The organism is Brevirhabdus pacifica (assembly GCF_002797755.1).
Taxonomy (GTDB): domain Bacteria; phylum Pseudomonadota; class Alphaproteobacteria; order Rhodobacterales; family Rhodobacteraceae; genus Brevirhabdus; species Brevirhabdus pacifica.
Genome location: NZ_PGFI01000011.1, coordinates 398748 through 423548, shown reverse-complemented (window position 1 = coordinate 423548; position 24801 = coordinate 398748). Strand labels below are relative to the sequence as shown.

Sequence of the window (24801 nt, the reverse complement as noted above, 5' to 3'; positions counted from 1 at the left end):
TCTTTGCCTTTCACTCGGCCGCGGCCTGCATGGCCGCGCTGCCCACGCGATAATACTCCTGTGCCGCGGCGACGCCACTGCCCAGTTTCACCGGGATGCCCAGATCGACCATCGACATCTCGGCGACCGACAGGCCCGACAGCATCATCGCTTCGGTCAGGCTGCCCAGGTGACCGATGCGGAACACCTTGGTGGCAACCTCGCCCAGGCCGACGCCGAAGGCCATGCCGTAGGCTTCGGCCGCGTGGGTCGCGACGGCAGAGCCGTTGAACCCCTCGGGGACGACCACGGCGGTCACGGTGTCGGAATAGAGCGACGGGTTCGCGGCGCAGGGCTTCAGGCCCCAGGCGGCGATGGCGCGGCGCACGCCCTCGGCGATGCGGTGGTGACGGTCGAACACCGCCTCCAGCCCCTCGTCGAGCAGCATGTTGACCGAGGTGTTGAGACCGTTCAGCAGACCCACTGCGGGGGTGTAGGGGTAGCCACCGGCGGCATAGGCGTTCAGCATGTCGCGGAAGTCGAAGAAGGTGCGCGGCAGCTTGGCGGCATCCATGTGCGACAGCGCCTTCTGGCTGACGCCACAGATCGCGAGGCCGGCGGGCATCATGAAGCCCTTCTGCGAGCCGGTGACGGCCAGGTCGACGCCCCAGTCATCCATGCGGAAGTCCATCGAGGCGACCGAGCTGACGCCATCGACCATCAGCAGCGCGGGGTGCTTGGCGGCATCCATCGCGGCGCGGACGGCACCGATGTCGCTGCGAACGCCCGTGGCGGTCTCGTTATGGGTGGCGAGGACGGCTTTGATCTCGTGGCCTTTGTCGGCCGCCAGGATCTCCTGGTACTTGTTCGCGGGGATGCCCTCGCCCCAGGGGGTCTCGACGATCTGCACTTCGAGGCCGTGGCGCTGGCACATGTCGATCCAGCGGTGGGAGAACATGCCGTTGCGCGCGGCCAGAACCTTGTCGCCCGGCGACAGCGTGTTCGAGATGGAGGCTTCCCAGGCACCGGTGCCCGAGGCGGGGAAGATGATGATCTCGCCGCTGGTGGTCTTGAGGACCTTCTTCAGGTTCTCGCGCACGGGGGCGAAGATTTCACCGAAGACCGACGAGCGGTGGTCGATCGTGGGCATGTCGCATGCCTTGCGGATCACTTCGGGGATATTGGTGGGACCGGGGATGAAGACCGGGTTTTGAAAAGACATATCGGGAATCCTCCTCTTTCGAGGGCAACATACGCCCGGGACCACGCCGTCGCAATTTTTTTGAAATACTTTTTCTTTTTTCGCACAGAGCGGAAAATATACTAAATTTCCGCACCTTATCCTTTTTCAAAAATATGGATCACTTTTTCAAAAACGAATCGTGCAGATGAGGGCGCCCCCCCAAGAGGGGGTGCCGCCCTCGCCCCTCGCCGGTCGCCCCTGCCCCCCGGAAACGCGAAAGGGCGCGGGGATGTCCCCGCGCCCTTCCGTTGCAATCTGGCGTTCGCTTACTTGGTGAACGAACCGATATAGGCGATGACCGCTTCGCGATCGTCTTCCTTGCGCAGGCCGCTGAAGCCCATCTTGGTGCCGTCCAGGAAGTCCTTCGGCTTGGTCAGGAAGCCGTGGAGGTTTTCCTTGGTCCAGACCAGGCCGCCGGCGCCGGCCTCTTCCATGGCGGAAGAGTAGCGGAAACCGTCGACAGTGCCTGCGGTCGCACCGACGATGCCGTTCAGCATCGGGCCCGACTTGTTCTTGGCGCCGTCACCGACCTGGTGGCAGGCCTTGCACTTCTTGAAGACCTTCTCGCCGTCGGCGATCAGCTCGGGATCGGCAGCGGTCTCGGAGGCCACGACCGGAGCTTCGGCTGCGGCCGGAGCCTCTGCCTTTTCTTCGGTTGCTGCGGCTTCTTCGGTCGCTTCCTCGGCGGGTGCCTCTTCCGATGCCTCTTCCGCCGGGGCGGCTGCGTCGGCTTCGGTCACGCCCGAATCCTCGCCGGTTGCCTCGGCCTCACGTGCCTTGCGGGTCGCCGTGTCCTCGGGGGTCACGTCAACGATCGCGGCGCGCGCGGTGATCTCGACCTCGGGTTTGCAGTCGGTCATGCAGACCTCGCCCGAGAACTTCGGCAGTTCAACCTCTGCCCGATCGTCGGGGTAGAAGGCTTCCGCGTTCGGCATCTTGACGTCCAGGAACGTCTCTTTCGACAGGGTGAACTCGTCGTCGACCAGGTCGTTGAGATACAGCAGGTAGGCCGTGATCGCGTAGACTTCATCGTTGGTCAGCGACTGCGCGTTGCCGAAGGGCATGGCGCGGTTCACGTAGTCGAACACCGTCGACAGGTAGGGCCAGTAGGAGCCGATCGTCTTCACCGGACGATCGTTCTTCAGCGAACCCTTGCCACCGGCCAGGACCGGCCAGCGGCCCACGGCCTCACCGAAGTCACCGTGACAGACCGCACAGTTGTCGGTGTAGAGAGGCTCACCATCCATGACTGAGCCGCTGCCCTCGGGCAGACCGGCGCCGTCGGGACGCACGTCGATGTCCCAGGCCGCGATCTCTTCCTCGGTGGCCGGGCGGCCAAGACCGAAGTTGCCAGTGTCGCCGCTGTAGCCTGCGGGCAGGACGGCCGCGTCGGCCGCGCCCTCGGCGGCGTGTGCCGCGCCGGACAGGTTGGCGGTGAATGCGGGCTTCACAGGTGCCGGGGTCGCCGCGGTTTCGGCGCGGGCAACCTGGGCGGTCTCGGCGGGCTCTTCAGCCTTGACCGAAGCCACGACGTCGACCCGCTTCTGGGCCGGCAGAGGCGTGACGTTGAAGTCGGCGGTCGTGTACGCCAGCCCGAGGACCGCTGTGGCCCCGAGGACGGCGGCGATGCTAACTGATTTCGACATTTTCGGCCTCGCCCTTTTCGTTGATGTACCAGGTCTGGATACCATTGTTGTGGTAGATCGAATTCTCGCCCCGGATCTTGCGCAGCTCGTCCTTGGTGGGCTGCACGTAGCCGGTGCTGTCATGGGCGCGGCTCTGCAGCAGAAGCGGCGTGCCGTCCCATTCGAACTCGAAGTAGAACCGGTGCATGGATTTGCTCAGCGACGGGCCGGACATGCGGGCCTCGTGCCAGTTCTTGCCGCCGTCGATGGTGACGTCGACGCGCGGGATGGTGCCGCGGCCGGACCAGGCGATGCCGGTCAGCACGGTGCGGCCCTTGCCGTGGGTCAGCGGCGCCTGCGGGCTGGGGTTGGTGATGACCGACTTGGCGTCCATCTCCCAGGTGAAGCGGCGTGCCTTACCGTCGGCCATGAGGTCCGTGTACTTGGACGTCTCTTCGCGGTGATGCCAAGGCTCGTCACCAACTTCGAGGCGGCGGAGCCACTTGACCCACATGTTGCCTTCCCAGCCGGGAACGACCAGGCGCAGGGGGTAGCCCTGCTCGACGCGCAGCGCCTCGCCGTTCATCTTGAACGCGACGAGACAGTCGTCCATGGCCTTTTCCATCGGGACCGAACGGGTCATGCCGGAGGCGTCTGCGCCTTCGGGCATCACCCACTTGCCGTTGGTCTTCACGCCGGCTTCTTCCAGCAGAAGGCGCAGCGGGATACCGGTGTACATGACGTTGTGGATCATGCCGTGGGTGAACTGGGCGCCGTTGAGCTGCGCACCGCGCCACTCCATGCCCGAGTTCGCCGCGCACTCGCAGAAGTACACGTGGTTCTCACGCGGGAAGCGCATCAGGTCCTTCATGGTGAAGACCAGGGGCTTGTCCACGAGGCCGTTGATCATCAGGCGGTGCTTGGCCGGATCGACCTGTGCCGCACCCGCGTGGTGACGCTCGAAGCAGACACCGTTGGGGGTGATGATGCCGTCAAGCTCGTGGATCGGCGTGAAGTTGATCGAGCTGACCGGATCGGCGGTCAGCCATTCAACGTTCCGACGACGCACGTGGCTTTCGTAGGGCGACGGCATGCCATAGGGAAATTCGTCAACGCCCGGGCCCAGCTCCTGCATCCAGGGCTGGATTTCGGTGATTGCCGGATCCCCGGCAGCGGCACGAGCCGCACCACCGGTGGCGACAGCGCCCCCAGCGGCAAGCCCGGCCTTAAGAAATCCCCGGCGCGTAGCGGGGGCAGATCTTTCACGGCTCATTCTCGTGTCCTCGCGCTTCTCTGAAAAGTTCATATTCAGATTAGTGAATGTTTGAGTTCGAGTCTACGGGATTCTCCCGCATACCCAACGATTGCTGGCATATTTTACTGACTTTTTCGGCATATTCAGCCGCCTGACGGTGGCCCGAAAACTGCAGGGTCTGCCAGTTCGATGACGGAAACGGGCCCACCCCTTAAGGGCGGGCCCGATCCAGAAGCCGGGTAGGTTAACCGGCGTTTACCAGGACCGACTGGTTCGGATCGACCGACACAGTGCCCTTGCGCTTGATGTAGTCCTCGACCACGTCCCAGATGGCGGGGCCTTCGGTGCCCTCGTTGACACTGGCCCAGCCCGAGACGACGTAGGACTTGGCGGGATCGACCGCCTCGCCGTTCTTGAGCATCGTCATGTTGGTGATCCGCTCGCCCTGGGGCTTGGAGATGTCGATGCTGTAGCCCATGCCGCCGACGCGGACCATGTCGCCACCCTGCTGGTAGTAGGGATCGGGGTTGAACAGGTTGTCCGCCACGTCCTCCAGAACGATCTTCAGGGTCTCGCCGGTCATCTCGGTGCGATAGGCGGCGGGGTAGTTCATCGCGGTGGCGTTGTGCAGATCCTCGCGGGTGATCTCCTGGCCCGGCAGCAGGCTGGGGCCCCAGCGGAAGCCGGGCGACAGGGCGATGTCGGCCTCACGCTCTTCGATGAGCGCGTTGCAGATCAGGTCGTCCCAGGTGCCGTTGAAGTTGCCGCGACGGTAGAGCAGGCTGTCGGTGGTGCCCAGCACCTCCTCCAGCTCGGCCTTGAAGGGCTCGCGCTGCTCGTCGATCAGGGCGGCGACCTCTGCGTCGGGCTCAATCACGTCCGAGAAGATCGGGATCAGCTTGTGCTTGAAGCCCATCATCCGGCCCTCGCGCACGTCCAGGTCCAGACGGCTGATGAACTTGCCGTTGGAGCCCGATGCGATCAGCAGGGTCTCGCCGACCATCAGGGGCTCGGGCAGGGCGTCGTGGGTGTGGCCGGTCAGGATCACGTCGATCCCCTCGACCCGCGAGGCCAGCTTGCGGTCCACGTCAAAGCCGTTGTGCGACAGCACGACGACCAAGTCGGCGCCGGCATCACGAACCTCTTGCACCACCTCGTTCATGCGCTCCTCACGGACGCCGAAGGACAGGCCGGGGAACAGCCACTTCGGGTTGGCGATGGGCATGTAGGGGAAGGCCTGGCCGATGACGGCGATCTTGGCGCCACCGCGCTCGAAGATCTTGTAGGGCTCGTATGCGGGTTCTTCCCACTCGGCGTCGTAGATGTTGGCGCCCAGGAAGGGGAAGTCGATCTCGTTGTCGACGATCTCGGTCACGCGGTCGAGGCCCAGGGTGAATTCCCAGTGGGAGGTCATCGCGTCGGGCTTGAGCGCGTTGAACACGTTGACCATGTCCTGGCCCATCGTCTTCTGCGCGGTGTAGGACCCCTGCCAGGTGTCGCCGCCGTCCAGCAGCAGCGCGTCGGGCCGGTCGGCGCGGATGGCGTTGACCACGGTGGCCACGCGGTCCATGCCGCCCATCTTGCCGTACTCACGGGCCAGGGCGACGAAGTCCTGGTTGGTCAGGGCGTAAGCGCGGGGCGAGCCTGCTTCGATGTTGAACATCTTCAGGAAGTCGGCACCGGTCACGTGGGGGGGGACACCGTTGACCTCGCCGACGCCGAGGTTGATCTCGGGCTCGCGGAAGTAGATGGGTTTCAGCTGGGCGTGGACGTCGGTGATGTGGATCAGCGTCACGTTGCCCATGGTATCGAACTCGAGCAGCTGGTCCTGGGTCATGGCCTGCTGAGCAGCGAGCTTGGACCAGTTACCGACCCCGGAGACACCATAGATCGCGGATGCCGCAATCGAGGCCTGCAAAAAGTCACGACGAGAGATCATGGGAAAATCCTCTGCCACAATACATATGCGGCTTTTTGAATGTTTCAGCGAAAGAAAATGGCCCCGGCCCGAGTATCCCTCGGGCCGGGGCCATTTTCAGATTCAGTTGCGGACCGAAGGAGTTTCGATCGCCAGCCCGTTGCCGCGCGAGGCGACGTAGAGCTCAAGCGCCTCGAACTCGTCCGAGCCTTCCTTGTAGGGAGTGGCGCGAACGTTGGTCATGCAGCCCTTGAAGCGGCCGTGAACCGAGTTCAGCTTGGCGTTCTTCAGACGGTAGGTCGGGAAACCGTTGATCTGGCCCTGGCTGAGGCGGTCGGCACGGATCATGTTGCCGTAGTTGTCCTCGTGGCAGTTGGCGCAGGCGAGGTCGAGCTGACCGACACGGGTGTAGTACAGCTCTTTGCCCTTTTCCCAGAACGGGGCAGCAGGCCCGTCCACGGCCACGTTGACCGGCATGCCGCGCGACTGAAGCCCAATGAGGGCGGTCACGGCGGTCATCTGCGTGCCCGAGTATTTCCACGGCTCGGCGCCCATGCGCTCGGTCCGGCACTCGTTCACGAGATCGGTCAGGGTCTCGAGTTCGCCGGCCTCGTTGACGCGCGGAAGCGTCGTGGTCAGCCCTGCGAAATCCTCGACATTTTCGTGGCAGTCCTTGCAGGACTTGCCGGCGGAACCGTCCGCTTCCGCGAACAGATCCGCCCCGGTATCCACGAAGACGAACGCCGGATTGTCAAAGTCATCGGCCTGAAGTGTCTGGGTCTCGTCGGACCGGTATACCCAGCCCGAGATGACCTCGTCGATATTCTCCAGATACGCCGGAGCCTCCGCGCGCGTCGGAATCGTCTTGCCTTCAATCGAAAGCTCGGCCGACTCGTCTGCTGTGGCGACTCCCGCGCCCGCAATCAATGCAGCAAATGCCATTGCGCTGATCTTGGTCAGTCTCATCCGGCGTTCCTCCCCTTTAAGATACTTTATTCGACCGTGATAGCCTTAGTGTCTTCATAGACCGAGCCATCGTCGTCGTACCAGGTGAACTTGAATTCACCGGCTTCCGGCACCTTGGCGTCGAACTGGAAGTAAGGGTTCGTCGAGACAGCAGGCTCGATCGTCACGTCGATCACGTTCTCACCGTTGAAGTCGCAGGTGAAGCGGTTGATGATCGAGCGCGGAATGATCTTGCCGTCGCTGTCCTTGCGCTGACCCGATTCCATCTTGTGGGAGATCAGGGTCTTGATGGTGATGGAATCCCCGGCGGATGCCGATTTCGGGACCTTCACGCGAGGTTTAACACCTTTAGCCATTCTTTGTCGTCCTTTTACCTAAATTAGCCGCCGCAGCCGCCGATGGTGACCTTCACGGTCTGCTTCGCGGTCTGGAACGAGCCATCTTCCATCTCGGCGACAGCAACCACGTCCTGGGTCGTCGCAAGGCGGATACGGGTCGAAGCTTCGCGCGAGCCGGCCAGCGGGCCAAACTTGAACGTGGCGACGGCAGGGTTCGGGTTGCCGATGGCCAGGAACGTCACGGCAACGGCGCCGGGGGCGTCGATGGCGACGGGAACGGTGTTGCCGTTTTCTGCGATCTCGGGCGCGGTCAGCACCAGGTCGCCGCCCTCGGCAGCTTCCTTGCCGCCGGTCACCGACATGACCGCTTCTTCGAAGGTCGCAGCGCCTGCGGGCAGTGCAACGATCGTCGCAGCGGCGGCGGCCCCGAGGGCCATCGCGTTACGTCGTGTCAAATTCATATCTTATCTCCTCACGATCCCGGAAGGATCACTGTTCCTTGAGTGTCATCAGATAGGCGACCACATCCTCGACCTCTTGCGCGGTCAGGACGGGTGTGCCTGCGAAATCCTTGAGAGGGCGGTTGTACCCCTCAGAGATGTAGAAGGCGGGCATGATCGTGCCCTCAAAAAGGTTCTTGGCATTCACCACGATGCCCCGAAGCTCGGCCTCGGACCAACGATCGGCAACGCCGTCGAGGGGAGGACCAACCTCACCATGAAAGGGCTGCTCTGCCAGATCGCTGTTCACGTGGCAGGCCAGGCAGTTGCCAAGCTTGCGGTTCGCGAAAACTTTCCGGCCATTCGCCGCATCACCGGCGGGGCCCAGGGACGCACCGACGGCACCATCCTCGAATTTGACATCGGTCGGCGCAGTCTCGGCCGCCATCGCCACGGTTGCAGTCGCAGCAATAACAACCAGCCCATAAAGAGCGTGCTTCATAGAGAATCCTCCCAATTCATTCCCTTTTCAAGCGATGCTATCCGAAGCCATGGTCTGCACGCAATATAGAATTGCATTTTGTGAATATGTGCACGACAGCCGCGGCGAGCCTCGCGTCCTCCCGAACGTAGGACAGGCGTTCACCGTAGATCGGAGCCCGGGGATTTTCAACGAAACTCGCGCGTTCCGGGCACGAAATCGGGGCAAAACCTGCGTGGTGCGGGCCGCTCCCCTTGCCCCTCAACGGTCGGGCCATCCCCCGCCGCAAGGTTTCGGCGCCCTGGGACGCACCGGAGAGGGGGGCGGAGCTTCGCCCATCGGCGCGGATCGGGGCGCCGGAGGGGGTCGTTTCCGGTCCACGACGGCATCCATCTGGTCCGAAATCCGAATCGCGGACGAATCACCAGGGGCCCTCGGCGCCGCCCTGCTGCTCCGCCGCATCTCTCTGCGGCGCGGCAAAACAAGGGGGCTCAGCCGATCTGGGTGAAGCCGGGGAACCACTCCAGCATCTGTGCACCAATGTAGTTCACGCTGTTGGTCGCCAGCAGAACGGCGAAGATGATGAGCATTACGCCCATCGCCACCTCGACATACTTCAGATAGCGGCGATGGCGCTGAACCATCCGCAGGAAGGGCTTGGCCAGCAGCGCCGCCAGCACGAAGGGCAGCGTCATCGACAGCCCATAGACCAGAAGCAGCAATCCGCCCTGCGCCACGTCGAGGCCGCTGGCCAGCACCAGGATCGCCGTCAGCGCCGGCCCGACGCAGGGCGTCCAGCCAAAGCCGAAGGCCAGCCCCATGACATATGCGCCGACAAGGCCCTTGGGTTCGGCCGTGCCGTTGAACCGGGCCTCGCGGTAAAGGATGGGAATGCGGATCACACCGATGAAGTGCAGGCCGAAGACGAACAGCACCGCCGCCGCGATCCACGAAAGCTCCCGGTCCCAGGCGCGGACGAACTGGCCGGCGGTCGAGGCGCCAAGCCCCAGCAGCACGAAGATCGTGGTCACGCCCAGCGCAAAGAATAGTGATGAGATCACCAGCCGCCGCTGCGCGCCCGGGGCGATGCCGCCGTCCTCGCGCAGCTCGGACATCGAGATTCCTGCAAGATAGCTGAGATAGAAGGGCACCATGGGAAGAACGCATGGCGACAGGAACGACAGGAGTCCGGCAAGCGCCGCGCCTCCGAAGGAAATCTCTAGCATGCTGAATCTCTTGTATGGGCCGGCTCGCCAATACATATTACAAAAATGATATGTGTCAAAAAGGATCGAAAATGTTCCTGAGGTTCACAGCACCCGCCGGGACGCCCCCCAAGGGCCGCCTGCGCACGGCCGCCCTCGCCGCGGCTTTCGCCCTTCCGGCACTGGTCGCCGGCGCCTTCGCGGGTCCCGCCGCGGCCGAGATCAACCTTGCCATGTTCGAAGAGCACGGATGCGTCTGGTGCGAGAAGTGGAACAAGGAGATCGGTCCGATCTATCACAAGACCGACGAGGGCAAGATCGCCCCGCTGGTTCGCTACGACGTGCACTCGACCGACTATTCCCAGTTCGAGCTGAAGTCGCGCCCCTACTTCACCCCGACCTTCATCCTGATGGAGGACGGCAAGGAGCTGTCGCGCATCGAGGGCTACCCGGGAGAGGATTTCTTCTGGGCCCTGCTGGGCATGATGATCGACAAGCTGCCCGACGAGAAGAAACAGATCCCGCCCGAGGCGACCACCGAGGCCGCGGCCGAAACGGATGCGGGGGCAGAGGGCGCGACCGGTGCGGCCACCACCGCCAACGCGGTCGGCACGGTCGAGGCCGCACCCGAGGGTTGATACCATTGAGCGCCAGCTCGGCGCCGGGCCCATGGGCCGCGCCAGGGCACCGGCGCGCCGCCGCTCCTCCCCGCCCCGTGCGGTGGACAATTTAATTCGTTTACGACTAAGTTACCACGGCTGGAGCCTTTCAACGCTGCCCCCTCGCCAAGGCCGGGGGCTTCGCGGTATAGAGGACATGCGCACGTGCGTTGCTGGCGGATCCTCCGGGATCCCGCCCGCTTTCGGGCGTGCATGGGCCCGACCGGTCTTCCGGCGCGGACGGGTATAGGGGCCACGAGCTGGATCGGAGCACTGCAAGGCACGGGCATGACACAGACTGCGTTGACATTCGGCCCCCATTCCGGCGACGGCCCCGCCACCGAAGGCGTGGGTCACGTGATCCTGCCCGAGGAGATGATTGCCAATTCGCAGGCGGCATCGTCGTTTCTCAAGGCGGTCGCCCATGAAAGCCGGCTGATGATCCTGTGTCACCTGACCACCGGCGAGAAAAGCGTCACCGAGCTGGAGAACCTGCTGTCCTCCCGCCAGGCTGCGGTCAGCCAGCAGCTTGCGCGCCTGCGCCTGGAGGGGCTGGTCGAGCACCGCCGCGAGGGCAAGGTCATCTATTACTGCATCAAGGATCACAAGGTCCGCAGACTGGTCGACCTGATCTACGAGATCTTCTGCGACCCGATCAAGGACTGAACCGAACGTCGGCGCCGCCGGGCGGCGTCGCCATCTGTCCCGGGGAGGACGAAATGGATCAGCTACCATTTGGCGCCGTTGCCGCCCTTGTCGGCCTGGGGACGGGAATGATCCTGGGCCTTGCCGCCCGGCTGGGCAGCTTCTGCACCCTCGGCGCGATCGAGTCGGCCTTCTACGGCGAGGATCAGCGCCGCGCGCGCATGTGGGGCGTGGTGCTGGGCACCGCGATCACGGCCATCTACCTGCTTGAGGCCGGTGGGCAGATCGATCTGCAACGCACGATCTATCATCAGTTCGACTGGAACCCGCTGGCCAGCATCATCGGCGGCCTGATCTTCGGCTATGGCATGGCACTGGCGGGCAATTGCGGGTTCGGGGCGCTGGCGCGTTTCGGCGGCGGCGAGATCCGCGCCATGGTCGTGGTGGTCGTGATGGGCATCTTCGGCTTCATTACCCTGAACGGACCGCTGGCCGAACTGCGGGTGCTCCTTTTCCCCATCACCCCGGCCGAGGGGGCGCAGGGACTACCCCAACTCTTCACCCAGGCCAGCGGGCTGCCGATGCTTGTTGCCGCGCTGCCCGTCGCCGGATTGCTCTTTTTCTGGGCCTTCGTGCATGCGCCGCTGCGCCACTCGCCCAGCCATGTGTTCTGGGGCATCGCCGCGGGGCTTGCGCTGGCCGGGGCGTTCTGGGGCACTTCGGTGCTGGAACGCGAAAGCATGGGCGAGGTCGCGGTCTCGGGCCACACCTTCACCGCCCCCCTTGGCCGCACGCTGCTTTACCTGATGACATCCTCGGCCGGCGGCCTCAGCTTCTCGGTCGGATCGGTCCTGGGCGTGCTTTCCGGGGCCCTTCTGGGATCCTTCATCAAGCGTGAGTTCCGCTGGGAAGCCTGTGAGGACCCGCGTGAGCTGGGCCGCCTGGTTTCGGGCGCGGCCCTGATGGGCGTGGGCGGGATCGTGGCCATGGGCTGTTCCATCGGACAGGGCGCCTCGGGCTTCTCCACGCTGGCGTTCTCGGGTCCGGTGACACTGGCGGCGATCATCGTGGGCGCGCTGGTGGGACTGCGCCAGCTTCTGCAGGGGTTTCAGCCGGGTTAGGCCTTGGGTGTTTCCCCCGGCCGCTCCATGACCAAAGTCTCCAGCGCCGCGCGGGTCGCGGCGGGGATCGGTGCGGGCCGGCGGGTTTGCCGGTCGACATTGACATGAACGAACCGCCCCTCGGCGGCGGCGCGCGGGGCCTCGCGTGCGAAAAGCCCCACCGCGTATTCCACCGACGAGCCGCCCAGCCGCATCACCCGCAAGCCGGCCTCGACCTCGTCGGGAAAGCGCAGCTCGGAATGGTAGCGACAGCCGGTCTCGACCACGAGGAACACCGTCTTGCCCACCTGCGGATCAAGCAGGCCCCGCCGCATCAGGAACCCGTTCACGGCCGTGTCGAACAGGCTGTAATGGACGACGTTGTTCATGTGGCCGTAGACGTCGTTGTCCGACCAGCGGGTGCCCAGCACCTGAAAGCGGGCATAGGCGCTGCGCGGCGCGGGGGCCGGGCGGCTCAAAACGCGGCCTCGTAGATCGCGAGGGCGTCTGCCTCGGCCACCGGGCGCGGGTTGTTGACCAGAAGCCGCTGCTGGTTCATCGCATCGCGCGCCAGCGCCGGCAGCGCCTCGCGCGTGACCCCGGCATCGCGCAAACGCTCGGGCAGACCGCATTCCATGGCCAGCCCGGCCAGCGCATCGGCGAAATCCGCCGCCAGCGCCTGTGCCCCCTGCCCCGTGCCGCCCATCTCGGGGAAGGCGATGGCCGCGATCTCGGCGTAGGCCTGCGGCGCCGTCACCGCGTTGAAACGCAGCACATGGGGCAGCACCAGCGCGTTCGACAGCCCGTGCGGCAGCTTGAAATGCCCGCCCAGCGGATAGGCCAGCGCATGGACCGCCGCCACGGGCGAATTGGCAAAGGCCTGACCGGCCAGAAGCGAGCCCAGCAACATGTCCGACCGCGCCGCCAGATCGTCGGGGGTGCGCACCGCCCGCAACAAGGCGCCGCCCATCAGGCGCAGCGCCTCGCGGGCCAAGGCCCGCGAGATCGGGTTGTTGTTGGGGCTGGCCGAGGCATAGGCCTCGATCGCGTGCACCATCGCGTCGATGCCAGTGGCGGCGGTCACGTGGGCGGGCAGGCCCAGCGTCAGCTCGGGGTCCAGCAGCGCGACATCGGGCAGGATGACGGGGCTGACAACGCCCATCTTTTCACGGGCCCCGGTGGTCACGATCGATACCGGCGTCACCTCGGACCCGGTGCCAGCCGTCGTGGGCACCAGCATCAGCGGCAGGCGGGGGCCTTTGGCATTGCCGACGCCGTAAGCCTCGGCCAGCGGCTGGTCGCTTGCCGCCAGCAGTGCCGCCAGCTTGGCCACATCCAGCGACGAGCCGCCCCCCAGCCCAAGCACGCCGGTCACACCGGCCTCGCGGGCTTGCGCGGCGGCGGCCTTGACCACCGCCTCGGGCGGGTCGGCGACCACATCGGCGAAGAGCGTGACCGCGACACCGGCCTCGTCCAGGACCGTCTGCGCCCGGTGGATGATGTCGGTGGCCATCATGCCCGCATCGGTCACAAGCATCACGCGCGGGCCCAGAACCTCATGCGCGATGGCGCCCAGTTCCGCGGCCAGCCCCGCCCCCATGCGGATGCTTTTGGTGGTGTTGAAGGTGAAACTCATGCGTGCCGCCCCTGCCCTGCGTGGTCGCGGGCATGATGCGCAGCGCGGCGGCCAAGATCAACCAACAGAGCAGAGGGCCGACCCCGCAGGCAGCGGGGTGGCGCGATCCGAGCCGTCAGCCGCGACCGCGGTAGGTGGACACGCCCTGATCCGGAACCCAGACACCCGCCGGCACCTCGCCGGTCTGGTAGAAGATGTCGATGGGGATGCCGCCGCGCGGATACCAGTAGCCACCAAGCCGCAGCCAGCGCGGCTCGAGGGTATCAATCAGCCGGCGGGCCACGGTGACCGAGCAATCCTCGTGAAACGCGCCGTGGTTGCGGAAGCTGGTAAGGAACAGCTTCAGCGACTTGCTTTCGACCAGCCAGTCGCCGGGAACGTAATCGATCACCAGATGGGCGAAATCGGGCTGTCCCGTCATCGGGCAAAGCGATGTGAACTCGGGCGCGGTGAAGCGCACGGCATAGTTCACGTCCGCTTGCGGGTTGGGCACCCGTTCCAGCACCGCCTCTTCGGGCGAGGCGGGCTGCTTGGTGTCGCCGCCCAGCATGGTCAGGTTCTGATAGATGTTGTCACTCATGCCTTTGCCCTTTCCGGGATAAGATCAGACGCCGCGTTTGTTGCCCCAGATCAGGACATGCAGTTGCGGCAGGATATGTGCATCGAACCAGCCGTCGGCCAGTGCGCGTTCGACCAGCCATTCCATCCGGTCGTTGATGCCCTCCATGTCGATGGGGGCATCCTCGGCCTCGGGCGGGGGCGGGGTGTGGTTGCCCGGCTGAAGATAGACGGGCAGGTCGGGGTAGCGGGCGGCGACCTCACGGGACCAGAGGTAATCGGCCTCGTCGAAGATGACGATCTTCAGCACGATCCGCGTGCCCGCGCCGGCCGCGATGCAGGCGTCGAACTGGGCCCAATCTGGCGTTTCGCCCGACGAGGGGGGCTTGGGGCTGAGGATCAGCAGCGCGAGCCGCGCGAACCAGTCCCGCGCGACCGAGCCTTGGGTTTCCAGCGCAAAGCCGTAGCCGGCCGCGCGACCCGTCTCGATCAGCGGGCCGAAATCCTGAATCGCGGGGTTGCCGCCCGAGAGGGTGACGGTCAGCGGCCGGTCGCCCGACAGTTGGCGCACCCGGTCCCAGACCTGTCCTGTGTCCATCGCCGCCCACTCGTGGCGGTAGGCGCTGTCGACCGCATGCAGGCTGTCGCACCACACACAGCGGTAATCGCACCCCCCTGCCCGCACGAAGACCGTGGGCTGGCCGATCAGCGCGCCCTCGCCCTGAATGGTGGGGCCGAAGATCTCGGCGATGCGCAGGCGCTCGGCCTGGGGGGTGGGGGCCGGGCGCACAGGCATGGGGTCGGCCTGGGCCGTCATGGACGATACTCGGCCCATGTCTTGGGCGTCTCGCTGATGCGCACGGCGCTGACCTGCGGCCAGCTTGCGCGCGCCCGATCAAAGATCGTGCGGGCCAGCCATTCCGAGGTCACGCCGTCATGGCCGAAGACCTCGTTCAGGTGGCGGTGGTCCAGCGTGTCATCGATCCAGGACTTCAGCGGCGCCAGCGCCCGGTAATCCACGACGAACCCGTCGTCGTCCAGCGTCTCGGACGACAGCTCCACCTCGACGATGTAGTTGTGCCCGTGCATCCGGGCGCAGGGATGATCGTCAGGCAGACGGCACAGCTGATGCGAGGCCGAGAAGTGGAATTCCTTGGTGATGCGATACATCACGCCTCCTTCGCGGCGATGGCCGCGCGCCAGAAATCGGGGTCGGCATAGGGAGTCGGATCCTCGACCCCCGCCAGATGAAAGGCCTCGCGCCGCTCGACGCAGGTGCCGCAACGCCCGCAATGGATCTCGCCGCCCTTGTAGCATGACCACGTCTCGGCGAAGGGGGTATTGTGGCGGGCGCCCTCGGTCACGATGGCGGACTTGGGCTGATGGACGAAGGGGGCCAGCAGGCGGACCCGGCCATAGCCCTCCATCGCGTGGGCCTGCATGGTGTCGAAGGCCTCGACAAAGCCGGGGCGGCAGTCGGGGTAGATGAAATGGTCGCCCCCGTGGACGGCCGTTGCCACGGCCTCGGCGCCCCGCGCCTGGGCGATGCCGAAGGCCACGGTCAGCATGATGGCGTTGCGGTTGGGCACGACCGTGATGCGCATGGATTCCTCGGCGTAGTGGCCGTCGGGAACCTCGACATTGTCGGTCAGGGCCGAGCCGGACAGAAGCGCCCCCGCCGCGCGCAGGTCCACAAGCTGGAACCACACGCCCAGCCGCTTGGCGCAGGCGCGGGCGCTGTCCAGCTCCTTGGCGTGGCGCTGGCCGTAATCGAAGGCGACAAGGCCCATCAGATTGCCCTGCGCCGCCACCGAATGGGCAAGCGACACGGAATCCAATCCGCCCGAGCAGATCACGATCGTTTTCATGTCATGTCCTTGTTTTGCGAACCGGGTAGGCTGCGACCGGTGCCCGGAACCTCCGGGCGGGGGTGGTTTACTCAAAGACCGCGCAAAAGGAAAGCCCGACGCTGCGGGTCGTCCTTTCACGATTTCGATCCCGTGTGATCCGGCGCGCCGCTCAGGGCGCGTCGGCCAGCGCCTCCATCGTCTCGTCCGCGTCCAGCGGGTGATAGCAGGCATAGGAATGCACCCCGCCCTCGTAGGGGGGGAAGGCCTCGCGGCATTCGGCGGTCGCTTTCCAGCAGCGCGGGTTGAACGGGCAACCCGGCGGCGCCGCCAGGGGCGAGGGCAACTCTCCCTCCAGCTTGATGCGGTTGCGCTTGCGCCGGGGGTCAGCCACCGGCGTCGCCGACAGAAGCGAGCGGGTGTAGGGGTGGCGCGGATGGGCGAAGACATCCTCTTTGGGGCCCTGCTCGACCGGGCGGCCCAGATACATCACCATCACGTCGTCGGCCAGATGACGCACCACCGACAGATCGTGGCTGATGAACAGATAGGCCAGACCCAGCCGGTCCTGAAGATCCACCAGCAGGTTCAGGATCTGGCTCTGGATCGAGAGGTCCAGCGCCGAGACAGGCTCGTCCAGCACCAGAATCTTGGGATCCAGCATCAGGGCACGGGCCACGGCCACGCGCTGACGCTGCCCGCCCGAGAACATGTGGGGATACCGCTCGAAATGCTCGGGGCGCAGGCCGACCAGCTCCAGCATCTCGCGGGCGCGGGCCTCGCGTTCCTCGGCCTTCACCTCGGGGCGGTTCAGCTTCAGGGGCTCCATCAGCGTGGCGCCGATGGTCTGGCGCGGGTTGAGCGAGCCGTAGGGATCCTGAAACACGATCTGCACCATCGAGCGCAGGTCGCGGTCGCGGCTGGCGCCCTCGGGACCGATCAGCTTGCCACCGATGCTCAGTTCCCCCTCGGTCGGGGGTTCGATCATGGTGACGACGCGGGCCAGGGTGGACTTGCCACAGCCCGACTCGCCCACCACTGCCAGGGTGCGGCCCGGGGTCAGGGTGAAGCTGGCACCGTTGAGGGCGCGCACCACGGCGGGTTTCTTGAAGGCACCGCCGCCGATCTCGTAGTGCCGGGTCAGGTGCGATGCGGTCAGGATGGGGCCAGTGGTGGGGCCAGTTTCAGGGCTGGTCCCCGATGGGTTCGCGGTGCTCATGCCGTCACCTCCTGGCTTTTTTGCGGAACGCCGTCGATCAGCGGGTAGTGGCACAGCGCCTGGCCCAGGGCCTGCGGCTGGCGCGGCGGCACGATGGTGCGGCAGCGCTCATCGGCAAAGGCACAGCGGGGCGAGAACAGACAGCCCTGCGGCCGGTCGAACTGTCCCGGCACGACGCCCTTGATGGTGGGCAGGTGCTTGCCGGTGGCCCGCTCGGGCAGGGCCGCCAGCAGGGCCGCGGTGTAGGGATGATGCGGATCGTCAAACAGATCCTCGACCGGCTGTTCCTCGACCTTCTGGCCGGCGTATTGCACCGAGACGCGGCGCACGGTCTCGGCGACCACGCCCATGTCGTGGGTGATCAGGATCATGGCCATGCCGGCGGTCTGTTGCAGGCCGGTCAGCAGCTCCAGGATCTGGGCCTGGATGGTCACGTCCAGCGCCGTCGTCGGCTCATCCGCGATCAGAAGCTTGGGCTGGCAGGCAAGGGCGATGGCGATCATCGCCCGCTGGCTCATGCCCCCCGATAGCTGGTGCGGGAAGGCGTTGAGCCGCTTGGCCGGGTCGGGAATGCCCACCAGTTCCAGCAGTTCGACCGCCCGGTCCTGACGCTGCCGGCGGTCCAGCGAGGTGTGCAGCTTCAGGCTTTCCTTGATCTGGAAGCCCACGGTGAAGCAGGGGTTCAGGCTGGACATCGGTTCCTGAAAGATCATCGAGATGTCGCGCCCGATGATCTGGCGCTTGGCCCGCGCCGACAGGCTGCGCAGGTCCTGACCGTCGAACTCCATCTTGTCTGCGGTCACAGTGGCGGTCCAGGGCAGCAGGCCCATCAGCGCCAGCATCGACACCGACTTGCCCGAACCCGACTCGCCCACGATGGCCATCAGGTCGCCCGGCTCGACGGTCACATCGACCCCGTCCACCGCGCGGAAGCGGCCGCTGGCGGTGGCGAAATCGACCGAGAGGTTGCGGATTTCCAGAAGCGGCATCGGCTCAGCTCCTTTTCAGCTTGGGATCGAGGGCATCGCGAAGCCCGTCGCCCATCAGGTTGATCGCCAGCACGGTCACCAGAATGCACAAGCCCGGGAAGGTCACGACCCACCAGGCACGCAGAATGAACTCGCGCGCTTCGGCCAGCATGGTCCCCCATTCGGGCGTGGGCGGCTGCGCCCCCATCCCCAGAAAGCCAAGGGCGGCGGCATCAAGCACGGCGGTCGAGAACGACAGCGCCGCCTGCACGATGATCGGTCCAAGACAGTTGGGCAGAACGGTGCGGAACATGATGCGGATCGGTCCCGCGCCCGCCACCCGCGCGGCGGTGACATAGTCGCGCCCGCGCTCGGACAGCACGGCGGCGCGTGTCAGGCGCACGAAATGCGGCTGCAACACGATGGAAATGGCAATCATCGCGTTGATCAGCGAGGGGCCCAGGATCGCCACCAGCACCAGCGCCAGCAGCAGGCTGGGAAAGGACAGCACGATGTCCATCACCCGCATGATCAGCGTGTCGCCCCAGCGCGGCGCGAACCCTGCCAGCACCCCGATCACCACCCCGAAGAACGAGGCGATGCCCACCACCACCAGACCGATCAGGAACGAGAAGCGCGCGCCGTAAAGCAGTCGCGACAGCATGTCCCGGCCCAGCGGATCGGTGCCCAGCGGAAACTGCCAGCTTCCGCCGGCCTCCCACACGGGGGGTTGCAGGAGGTGGTCGCGGAACTGGGCGTTGGGCGTGTAGGGCGCCAGAAGCGGCGCCGCGATCGCGATCAGCAGGAAGCTGGCGAAGATCACCAGCCCGATCACCGCGCCGCGGTTTTCCTTGAACGAGGACCAGAATTCGCGGAACGGCCCCGGCGGTGCGGTGGCCACGGTCCGGGCGATCTGAGAGCTTGCGTCGGCCATGTCTCAGCCCTTCCTGATCTTGGGATTGATGAAGCCGTAAAGCACGTCGACCGACAGGTTGACGATCATCACGATGGTGGCGATCAGCAACAGCCCGCCCTGCACCACCTGATAGTCACGGCGGAAGATGGAATCGACCATCCACTTGCCGATGCCGGGCCAGGAAAAGATCGTCTCGGTCAGGATGGCGCCGGCCAGCAGGGTGCCGACCGACAGGCCGATCACCGTGACCACCGGGATCATCGCGTTACGCAGGGCGTGCAGCCCGTTGACGCGCAGCGGTGCCAGACCCTTGGCCCGGGCGGTGCGCACGTAATCCTCGCCCAGCACCTCAAGCATGGCCGAACGGGTTTGCCGCGCGATCACCGCCAGCGGGATCGTCGCCAGCACGATGGTCGGCAGGATCAGGTGACGGACGGCCGAGAGGAACGCGCCCTTCTGCCCCGACAGCAGGCTGTCGATCAGCATGAAGCCCGTGGGCGTGTCGAAGAAATACATCAGCGAGATGCGGCCCGAAACCGGGGTCCATCCCAGCCCGCTGGAAAAGACGATGATCAGCAGCAGCGCCCACCAGAAGATCGGCATCGAATACCCGATCAGCGCCGTGGTCATCAGCGCCTGGTCGAAGAACTTGCCGCGATTGACGGCGGCGATCACGCCCGCCGGAATGCCCAGCGCCACGGCCAGCAGGATCGCGCAGATCGACAGCTCCAGCGTGGCGGGGAACAGGGCGAAGAATTCGGTCACCACGGGTTTCTTGGTCACGAAGGACGTGCCCAGGTCGCCCTGGAACAGACCGCCCAGGTATTCGAGATACTGCGCCCAGAGCGGACGGTCGAAGCCCATCTGCTCGGACAGCTCCTTGTAACGCTCGGGCGAGACGCCGCGCTCGCCGGCCAGCAGAAGGATGGGATCGCCCGGGATCAGGCGGATGAAGGCGAATGAGACCACCGTCACCCCGAAGAACGTGGGCAGGAAGGTCAGCAGGCGTCGGAACAGGAAGGATAACATGAGGGCTCTGCCGCTGTTTTTCAGGTGTGCGGCCGGGGAAATCCCCGACCGAAAGCACCCGACCGGAATGCAAAGGAGCGGCCGGAACACGTGCCGGCCGCCCCCAGTGATAGCGCGGGCGCGTTACTCGGAAACGCTTACGCCGTAGAAGATGTGACCGCCGAAGGGGTCGATCTTGTAGTCCTGAACCGATTTCGCAATCGGCTCGAACACGACCGAGTGGGCGATCGTGGCCCAGGGCGCCTGCTCTTTGAAGACAACCTGTGCATCTTCGTAAAGCTTGGTGCGCTCGGCCTTGTCCGAGGTGACCTTGGCCTTCTGGATCAGGTCCTCGAAGGGCTGGTGGCACCACTGGGCGCGGTTGGAACCGCCGACGCCGTCACAGCCCAGCAGCACGGCCAGGAAGTTGTCCGGATCGCCGTTGTCACCGGTCCAGCCCAGCAGGACGGCACCGTCGCGATCTTCTTCCTTCGAGCGGCTGAGATACTCGCCCCACTCATAGGACACGATCTCGACGTTGACGCCGACCTTCGAGAAATCCTCCTGGATCAGCTCGGCCATGCGGCGGGCGTTGGGGTTGTAGGGACGCTGGACGGGCATCGCCCAGATCTTCATCGACAGGTCCGAGACGCCGGCGTCGGCAAGGGCCTTCTTGGCGGCCTCGACGTCATAGCCGTCATCCTCGACCGCATCGTTGTAGGACCAGATGGTCGGCGGGATCGGGTTCTTGGCGACCTTGCCGGCACCCTGGAAGATCACGTCGATGATGGCGTCCTTGTTGATCGCCATGTTGAGGGCCTTGCGGACCTCGGGCTTGTCGAAGGGCGCGACCTTGGTGTTGTAGGCCAGATAGCCGACGTTCAGGCCTTCCTGGCTCATAAGGTTGATCTGATCGTCCGACTTCATCGCCTCAAGGTCGGCGGGGTTCGGATAGGGCATCACGTGGCATTCGCCGGCCTTCAGCTTCTGGTAACGGACCGAGGCGTCGGGGGTGATGGCGAAGACCAGGTTGTCGATGGGGGCCTTGCCGCGGAAATAATCCTCATGCGCCTGATAGCGGATGACGGCGTCCTTCTGGTAGCCGACCATTTCGAACGGGCCGGTGCCCACGGGCTGCTGGTTCAGCATCTCGACCTTGCCGTCGGCTGCCAGCTTGTCAGCATATTCGGCCGACATGATCGAGGCGAAGTCCATCGCCAGGTTGGCGACAAAGGGGGCCTCGGGGCGGGTCAGCTTGAACTTGACGGTATAGTCGTCGACCTTCTCGATGCCTGCGATCAGGTCGGGCATCGACATGCCGTTGAAGTATTCCCAGGTGCCGCCCGACGCCTTGTTGAACGGGTGGTCGTCCAGGCGCTGACGCTCGAAGGTGAAGATCACGTCATCGGCGTTGAAGTCGCGGGTGGGGGTGAAATACTCGGTGTCCTGAAACTTGACGCCCTGGCGCAGCTTGAAGGTGTATTCGGTGCCGTCCTCGGAGACGTCCCAGCTTTCGGCCAGACCGGGGATGGTCTCGGTGGTGCCGCGCTCGAACTCGACAAGGCGGTTGTAGACGTTCTTGGCCGAGGCATCGAAGGTGGTGCCGGAGGTGAACAGTGCGGGGTCAAACCCCTCGGGCGAACCCTCGGAGCAGTAAACGAGGGTCGAGGCGGATGCGGCGCCACCCATGAGGGCGGCCGCGGTCACCGCCGCGGCGATTGCGGGAATTCTTTTCATTCCTCTGTCTCCTGTTGGTCATTGTCAGAGACCCCGCCAGCAGCGGCAGGGGCGTCATGGCAGGCAGGTGAACAGCGAAGTCCGTGGGGCGCAACAAAAATCAAAGGTTGCGTGACGCAATTTTGTCCAAAAGGTAAAAGTTTTGTAAATGTTTCAAGCGGGCAAGGCGGACGATAATTTTTTGTCCCGGCCCCGCGTCTCCGGCGGGTTTGCTGGCCGCCGCAGGGGACCGATACCCGCGCCGGGCACCCAAGCGACTCACCGTCGCCCGGGTGTTCGGTGCGGGTGGCGAGTCAGGGCTTGGGGCGGCGGGGTGCGGCGCTGCCGCCCTTGCCCGCCGGTTTGCCACCGGGCTTGCCGCCCGGCTTCGCGAAGGGCTTGCCACCCGGCTTGCCGCCGGGTTTGCCGAAGCTCTTGCCGCCGGGTTTGCCGCCGGGTTTGCCGGCGCCCTTCGGGCCGGGTTTGCCCTTGCCCGCGCCGCGCGGCTTGAGCGAGCGCGAGGGATCGGAGGCCCAGTCGGGCGCCCCGCGCGAAGCGGGCGCGTCGGGGCCGTCCCCTTTGCCGGGACGGGGTGCGAAACCGCCGGCGGGTTTGCCACCGGGCTTGCCACCCGGCTTGCTAGAAGGCTTCCCACCGGGCTTGCCGGCGAACTTGCCGCCGCCCTTGCCCTCCCACTTGTCGCCGCGGGGGCGGTCCTCATTGTCGAAGTCCCGGGGCTTCCCGCCGGGTTTGCCATCGGGTTTGCCGCCGGGCTTGCCGAACTTGCCCTTGCTGCCACTCTTGCCGTCATGCGGGCCGGAACGGTCGGCCTTGGGGTCGAACCGCTCGGGGCGGGTGGCCTTGCCGGGCTTGAAGGGCTTGCCGGTCTTGTCGGCGCGCGGATCGTCGCCCGCCCCTTCGATCCGGGCCTCGCGCGGCTTCTTCGGCGCCGGGCGGGGCGCGATGTCGGCGGCTTCGGACGGGGCACCCTGGTCGGGCTGCCAGCCGTTGTCGGCGGCGGGGGCCTCGCGCCGGGGCTTGGCGCCCTTGTCGGCGCCGGGCTTGCCTTTGTACGCGGGACGCTCTGCCCGCTCGGGGCGGCCCTTGCCGCCGGCGCGGGGCGGCGCCGCCAGATCGGGGGCGGAGTCCATCTGCCGCAGGCTGGCGCCATCCTCAAGCTGCATCGACGGACCGATCGCGGCCAGGAAGGCGGGCACGCTGCTGGTCAGGATCTCGACATAGGTCTCGCGCTGCTGGATGCGGATCGCGCCGATGTCGTCGCGGGTGATGTCGCCCTTGCGGCACAGCAGCGGCAGAAGCCAGCGCGGCTCGGCGTTGCGGTCGCGTCCGATCGACACCGAGAACCAGGTGCCGGGGCCGAAGGCCTCGCGCGGGCGGGTCTCGACCTTGCCGTCAGACAGCTCCTCGGGGGCCGAGACGCGGCTGCGGTAAAGGCGCAGGTAAGCGGCGGCCAGCTGTTCGGGAGCAAACTCCGAGGTCAGGCGATCGACGAAGGCGCGTTCGTCCTTTGCCACGGGCTCCTGCCATGCCGGGTCGGCCATCAGCCGCTCTTCGTCGCGGGCCAGGACCTCGGCCGCCGAGGGCGGGCTGCCCCACTCGGCCTTGACCTTGGCCATGCCGAGAAGCCGCTCGGCCTTGCGCTTGGACTGGGCGGTGACGATCAGCGCGCTGACGCCCTTGCGCCCCGCCCGTCCCGTCCGCCCCGAGCGGTGCAGCAGCGTGTCCGAGTTCGACGGAAGCTCGGCGTGGATCACCAGCTCGAGGTTGGGCAGGTCGATGCCACGCGCGGCCACGTCGGTGGCGACGCAGACCTGTGCCCTCCCGTCGCGCATCGCTTGCAGGGCGTGGGTCCGTTCGGTCTGGGTCAGTTCCCCCGACAGGGCCACGACGGCAAAGCCCCGGTTGGAAAACCGGGTCGTCAGGCGGTTGACCATGGCGCGGGTGTTGCAGAAGACGATGGCGTTCTTGGCTTCGTAAAAGCGCAGGACGTTGATGATCGCATTCTCGGCCTCGCGCGATTGCACGGTCAGGGCGCGGTATTCGATATCGGCGTGCTGGCTGGTGCCGGCGGTGGTGCTGACGCGCACCGCGTCGCGCTGATAGCTGCCGGCAAGCTGGGCGATCGCCGGGGGCACCGTGGCCGAGAAAAGCAGCGTGCGCCGGTCCTCGGGCGCCTCGGACAGGATGAACTCAAGATCCTCGCGGAAGCCCAGGTCCAGCATCTCGTCGGCCTCGTCGAGGACGATGGCGCGCAGGGTGCTCATGTCGAGCGATCCGCGCTGGATGTGATCGCGCAGGCGCCCCGGCGTGGCGACGACCACATGAGCGCCCCGGTCCAGCGCCCGCCGCTCGTCGCGCATGTCCATGCCGCCCACGCAGGAGGTCACGACCGCCCCCGCCTTGCCATAAAGCCAGGTCAGCTCGCGCCGGACCTGAAGCGCCAGCTCGCGCGTGGGCGCGATAATCAGCGCCAGGGGCGTCGCGGCGGGGCCGAAGCGCGTCTCGTCGCCCAGCAGGGTCGGGGCGATGGCCAGGCCGAAGCCCACGGTTTTGCCCGAGCCGGTCTGGGCCGAGACGAGCAGGTCCGATGCCTCGAGCGCCGGATCGGTGACCGCTTCCTGGACCGGGGTAAGCGTGGTGTAGCCCTGTTGTTCGAGGGCGTCGGAAATGGTCTGGATCACGGGATCACCTATTCTGGTTCGGGCGCGGCGGCCGGGGGGCGGTCCCGGTGCCCGCCGGTGCCCGGCGCGATGGCGCGCGGGGTGGCGAAGGGCGGGCCGCGCGGGCCAAGGCGGGGCGGCTCATCACGGATCGGACCGGCCCGCGACCGGCAGCACCTAATGCCCCGGGCCGCGAATGTATATAGTCGAGTTGCGCAAATTCGCATGTAACGCCGCGCAGCGGGGCCTGTTGAACCCCGGAATCGGCCGTTGGAGTAAAGGCGCCGGGCGCGGGGTGAGCCTGGCTTCCGGGCGCGCCCATCTATCCACCGAACGAATAGGACCTATACGAACCATTCGTTTCTCGACTGTCCCGCAGGCGGGTAGGATCCGGGGCA

General features: G+C 65.9%; 24 protein-coding genes. 3 read left to right on the top strand and 21 right to left on the bottom strand.

Annotated features, from left to right (window positions below; genetic code table 11):
• Positions 1–10: 10 nt before the first annotated feature.
• The 9 genes from bhcA to CLV77_RS02235 all read right to left on the bottom strand — a co-directional run bounded on the left by bhcA (position 11) and on the right by CLV77_RS02235 (position 9471).
• Positions 11–1201 carry an L-aspartate--glyoxylate aminotransferase BhcA gene (gene bhcA / locus CLV77_RS02275; RefSeq protein ID WP_076979441.1) on the bottom strand — a complete coding sequence of 397 codons (1191 nt, stop codon included), beginning with the start codon at positions 1199–1201 and terminating at the stop codon, positions 11–13.
• Positions 1202–1488: 287 nt separating this feature from the next.
• A complete protein-coding gene (locus CLV77_RS02270) occupies positions 1489–2868 on the bottom strand; it encodes a c-type cytochrome (protein ID WP_076979442.1) in 1380 nt (459 codons plus the stop codon).
• Positions 2852–4120, bottom strand: a complete 1269-nt coding sequence (gene soxC, locus CLV77_RS02265; protein WP_076979443.1) for a sulfite dehydrogenase — start codon at positions 4118–4120, stop codon at positions 2852–2854. The genes CLV77_RS02270 and soxC overlap by 17 nt, the downstream gene beginning before the upstream one ends.
• A 226-nt stretch (positions 4121–4346) precedes the next feature.
• A complete protein-coding gene (gene soxB, locus CLV77_RS02260) occupies positions 4347–6041 on the bottom strand; it encodes a thiosulfohydrolase SoxB (RefSeq protein WP_076979444.1) in 1695 nt (564 codons plus the stop codon).
• 102 nt (positions 6042–6143) lie between these two features.
• The gene (gene soxA / locus CLV77_RS02255) at positions 6144–6986 is read right to left on the bottom strand and encodes a sulfur oxidation c-type cytochrome SoxA (protein WP_076979445.1); all 843 of its coding nucleotides are present in this window, start codon (positions 6984–6986) and stop codon (positions 6144–6146) included.
• A 26-nt stretch (positions 6987–7012) separates the two neighbouring features.
• The gene (gene soxZ, locus CLV77_RS02250) at positions 7013–7342 is read right to left on the bottom strand and encodes a thiosulfate oxidation carrier complex protein SoxZ (protein ID WP_076979446.1); all 330 of its coding nucleotides are present in this window, start codon (positions 7340–7342) and stop codon (positions 7013–7015) included.
• 23 nt (positions 7343–7365) lie between these two features.
• Positions 7366–7785 (bottom strand): thiosulfate oxidation carrier protein SoxY, encoded by a 420-nt coding sequence (soxY, locus tag CLV77_RS02245; protein WP_076979447.1) that lies wholly within the window; start codon positions 7783–7785, stop codon positions 7366–7368.
• A gap of 28 nt (positions 7786–7813) precedes the next feature.
• Positions 7814–8266 (bottom strand): sulfur oxidation c-type cytochrome SoxX, encoded by a 453-nt coding sequence (gene soxX / locus CLV77_RS02240; RefSeq protein WP_076979448.1) that lies wholly within the window; start codon positions 8264–8266, stop codon positions 7814–7816.
• A 470-nt stretch (positions 8267–8736) separates the two neighbouring features.
• The gene (locus CLV77_RS02235) at positions 8737–9471 is read right to left on the bottom strand and encodes a cytochrome c biogenesis CcdA family protein (RefSeq protein ID WP_076979449.1); all 735 of its coding nucleotides are present in this window, start codon (positions 9469–9471) and stop codon (positions 8737–8739) included.
• Positions 9472–9542: 71 nt separating this feature from the next.
• On the opposite strand from CLV77_RS02235, the gene CLV77_RS16655 reads away from it, so the two are divergent.
• The 3 genes from CLV77_RS16655 (at position 9543) to CLV77_RS02220 (ending at position 11875) form a co-directional block, all read left to right on the top strand.
• Complete coding sequence (locus CLV77_RS16655; RefSeq protein WP_076979450.1) at positions 9543–10088, top strand: thioredoxin domain-containing protein; 546 nt, start codon at positions 9543–9545, stop codon at positions 10086–10088.
• 396 nt (positions 10089–10484) lie between these two features.
• Positions 10485–10775: an ArsR/SmtB family transcription factor gene (locus tag CLV77_RS02225; RefSeq protein ID WP_233128043.1), complete on the top strand. Its 291-nt coding sequence runs from the start codon at positions 10485–10487 to the stop codon at positions 10773–10775.
• 53 nt (positions 10776–10828) lie between these two features.
• Positions 10829–11875, top strand: a complete 1047-nt coding sequence (locus CLV77_RS02220; protein WP_076979451.1) for a YeeE/YedE family protein — start codon at positions 10829–10831, stop codon at positions 11873–11875.
• Here CLV77_RS02220 and CLV77_RS02215 read toward each other — a convergent pair.
• From CLV77_RS02215 to CLV77_RS02160, 12 genes are all read right to left on the bottom strand, one after another.
• Positions 11872–12333: an acyl-CoA thioesterase gene (locus CLV77_RS02215; protein ID WP_076979452.1), complete on the bottom strand. Its 462-nt coding sequence runs from the start codon at positions 12331–12333 to the stop codon at positions 11872–11874. The two genes, CLV77_RS02220 and CLV77_RS02215, sit on opposite strands and share 4 nt — an antisense overlap.
• Positions 12330–13490: an iron-containing alcohol dehydrogenase gene (locus CLV77_RS16650; protein ID WP_076979453.1), complete on the bottom strand. Its 1161-nt coding sequence runs from the start codon at positions 13488–13490 to the stop codon at positions 12330–12332. Before CLV77_RS16650 ends, CLV77_RS02215 begins: the two co-directional genes overlap by 4 nt.
• A 115-nt stretch (positions 13491–13605) precedes the next feature.
• The gene (gene queF, locus CLV77_RS02205) at positions 13606–14070 is read right to left on the bottom strand and encodes a preQ(1) synthase (protein WP_076979454.1); all 465 of its coding nucleotides are present in this window, start codon (positions 14068–14070) and stop codon (positions 13606–13608) included.
• A gap of 24 nt (positions 14071–14094) precedes the next feature.
• On the bottom strand, positions 14095–14865 hold the full coding sequence (queE, locus tag CLV77_RS02200) for a 7-carboxy-7-deazaguanine synthase QueE (protein WP_244901583.1): 771 nt from the start codon (positions 14863–14865) through the stop codon (positions 14095–14097).
• Entirely contained in the window at positions 14862–15218 is a 357-nt protein-coding gene (gene queD, locus CLV77_RS02195) for a 6-carboxytetrahydropterin synthase QueD (RefSeq protein WP_076979455.1), read from the bottom strand. Before queD ends, queE begins: the two co-directional genes overlap by 4 nt.
• Entirely contained in the window at positions 15218–15916 is a 699-nt protein-coding gene (queC, locus tag CLV77_RS02190) for a 7-cyano-7-deazaguanine synthase QueC (RefSeq protein ID WP_076979456.1), read from the bottom strand. The genes queD and queC overlap by 1 nt, the downstream gene beginning before the upstream one ends.
• Positions 15917–16067: 151 nt before the next feature.
• Positions 16068–17114, bottom strand: a complete 1047-nt coding sequence (locus CLV77_RS02185; protein ID WP_076979457.1) for an ABC transporter ATP-binding protein — start codon at positions 17112–17114, stop codon at positions 16068–16070.
• Entirely contained in the window at positions 17111–18103 is a 993-nt protein-coding gene (locus tag CLV77_RS02180) for an ABC transporter ATP-binding protein (protein ID WP_076979458.1), read from the bottom strand. Before CLV77_RS02180 ends, CLV77_RS02185 begins: the two co-directional genes overlap by 4 nt.
• A gap of 4 nt (positions 18104–18107) precedes the next feature.
• Positions 18108–19016: an ABC transporter permease subunit gene (locus tag CLV77_RS02175; protein ID WP_076979459.1), complete on the bottom strand. Its 909-nt coding sequence runs from the start codon at positions 19014–19016 to the stop codon at positions 18108–18110.
• Between the two features lie 3 nt (positions 19017–19019).
• Entirely contained in the window at positions 19020–20027 is a 1008-nt protein-coding gene (locus CLV77_RS02170) for an ABC transporter permease subunit (protein WP_076979460.1), read from the bottom strand.
• A gap of 123 nt (positions 20028–20150) precedes the next feature.
• Entirely contained in the window at positions 20151–21743 is a 1593-nt protein-coding gene (locus CLV77_RS02165) for an ABC transporter substrate-binding protein (RefSeq protein WP_076979461.1), read from the bottom strand.
• A 293-nt stretch (positions 21744–22036) separates the two neighbouring features.
• Positions 22037–24424, bottom strand: a complete 2388-nt coding sequence (locus CLV77_RS02160) for a DEAD/DEAH box helicase (RefSeq protein ID WP_076979462.1) — start codon at positions 24422–24424, stop codon at positions 22037–22039.
• Between the last annotated feature and the right edge of the window lie 377 nt (positions 24425–24801).

Excerpts from the sequence above, each read along its gene's own strand:
- CLV77_RS02175 (WP_076979459.1), bottom strand. The coding sequence starts at position 19,016 with ATGGCCGACGCAAGCTCTCAGATCGCCCGGACCGTGGCCACCGCACCG.
- queC (WP_076979456.1), bottom strand. The coding sequence starts at position 15,916 with ATGAAAACGATCGTGATCTGCTCGGGCGGATTGGATTCCGTGTCGCTT.
- CLV77_RS02170 (WP_076979460.1), bottom strand. The coding sequence starts at position 20,027 with ATGTTATCCTTCCTGTTCCGACGCCTGCTGACCTTCCTGCCCACGTTC.
- queE (WP_244901583.1), bottom strand. The coding sequence starts at position 14,865 with ATGACGGCCCAGGCCGACCCCATGCCTGTGCGCCCGGCCCCCACCCCC.
- soxY (WP_076979447.1), bottom strand. The coding sequence starts at position 7,785 with ATGAATTTGACACGACGTAACGCGATGGCCCTCGGGGCCGCCGCCGCT.
- soxZ (WP_076979446.1), bottom strand. The coding sequence starts at position 7,342 with ATGGCTAAAGGTGTTAAACCTCGCGTGAAGGTCCCGAAATCGGCATCC.
- soxX (WP_076979448.1), bottom strand. The coding sequence starts at position 8,266 with ATGAAGCACGCTCTTTATGGGCTGGTTGTTATTGCTGCGACTGCAACC.
- soxB (WP_076979444.1), bottom strand. The coding sequence starts at position 6,041 with ATGATCTCTCGTCGTGACTTTTTGCAGGCCTCGATTGCGGCATCCGCG.
- CLV77_RS02220 (WP_076979451.1), top strand. The coding sequence starts at position 10,829 with ATGGATCAGCTACCATTTGGCGCCGTTGCCGCCCTTGTCGGCCTGGGG.
- CLV77_RS16655 (WP_076979450.1), top strand. The coding sequence starts at position 9,543 with ATGTTCCTGAGGTTCACAGCACCCGCCGGGACGCCCCCCAAGGGCCGC.
- soxC (WP_076979443.1), bottom strand. The coding sequence starts at position 4,120 with ATGAGCCGTGAAAGATCTGCCCCCGCTACGCGCCGGGGATTTCTTAAG.
- CLV77_RS02185 (WP_076979457.1), bottom strand. The coding sequence starts at position 17,114 with ATGAGCACCGCGAACCCATCGGGGACCAGCCCTGAAACTGGCCCCACC.
- soxA (WP_076979445.1), bottom strand. The coding sequence starts at position 6,986 with ATGAGACTGACCAAGATCAGCGCAATGGCATTTGCTGCATTGATTGCG.
- CLV77_RS02180 (WP_076979458.1), bottom strand. The coding sequence starts at position 18,103 with ATGCCGCTTCTGGAAATCCGCAACCTCTCGGTCGATTTCGCCACCGCC.
- bhcA (WP_076979441.1), bottom strand. The coding sequence starts at position 1,201 with ATGTCTTTTCAAAACCCGGTCTTCATCCCCGGTCCCACCAATATCCCC.
- CLV77_RS02165 (WP_076979461.1), bottom strand. The coding sequence starts at position 21,743 with ATGAAAAGAATTCCCGCAATCGCCGCGGCGGTGACCGCGGCCGCCCTC.
- queF (WP_076979454.1), bottom strand. The coding sequence starts at position 14,070 with ATGAGTGACAACATCTATCAGAACCTGACCATGCTGGGCGGCGACACC.
- CLV77_RS02225 (WP_233128043.1), top strand. The coding sequence starts at position 10,485 with ATGATTGCCAATTCGCAGGCGGCATCGTCGTTTCTCAAGGCGGTCGCC.
- queD (WP_076979455.1), bottom strand. The coding sequence starts at position 15,218 with ATGTATCGCATCACCAAGGAATTCCACTTCTCGGCCTCGCATCAGCTG.
- CLV77_RS16650 (WP_076979453.1), bottom strand. The coding sequence starts at position 13,490 with ATGAGTTTCACCTTCAACACCACCAAAAGCATCCGCATGGGGGCGGGG.
- CLV77_RS02270 (WP_076979442.1), bottom strand. The coding sequence starts at position 2,868 with ATGTCGAAATCAGTTAGCATCGCCGCCGTCCTCGGGGCCACAGCGGTC.
- CLV77_RS02235 (WP_076979449.1), bottom strand. The coding sequence starts at position 9,471 with ATGCTAGAGATTTCCTTCGGAGGCGCGGCGCTTGCCGGACTCCTGTCG.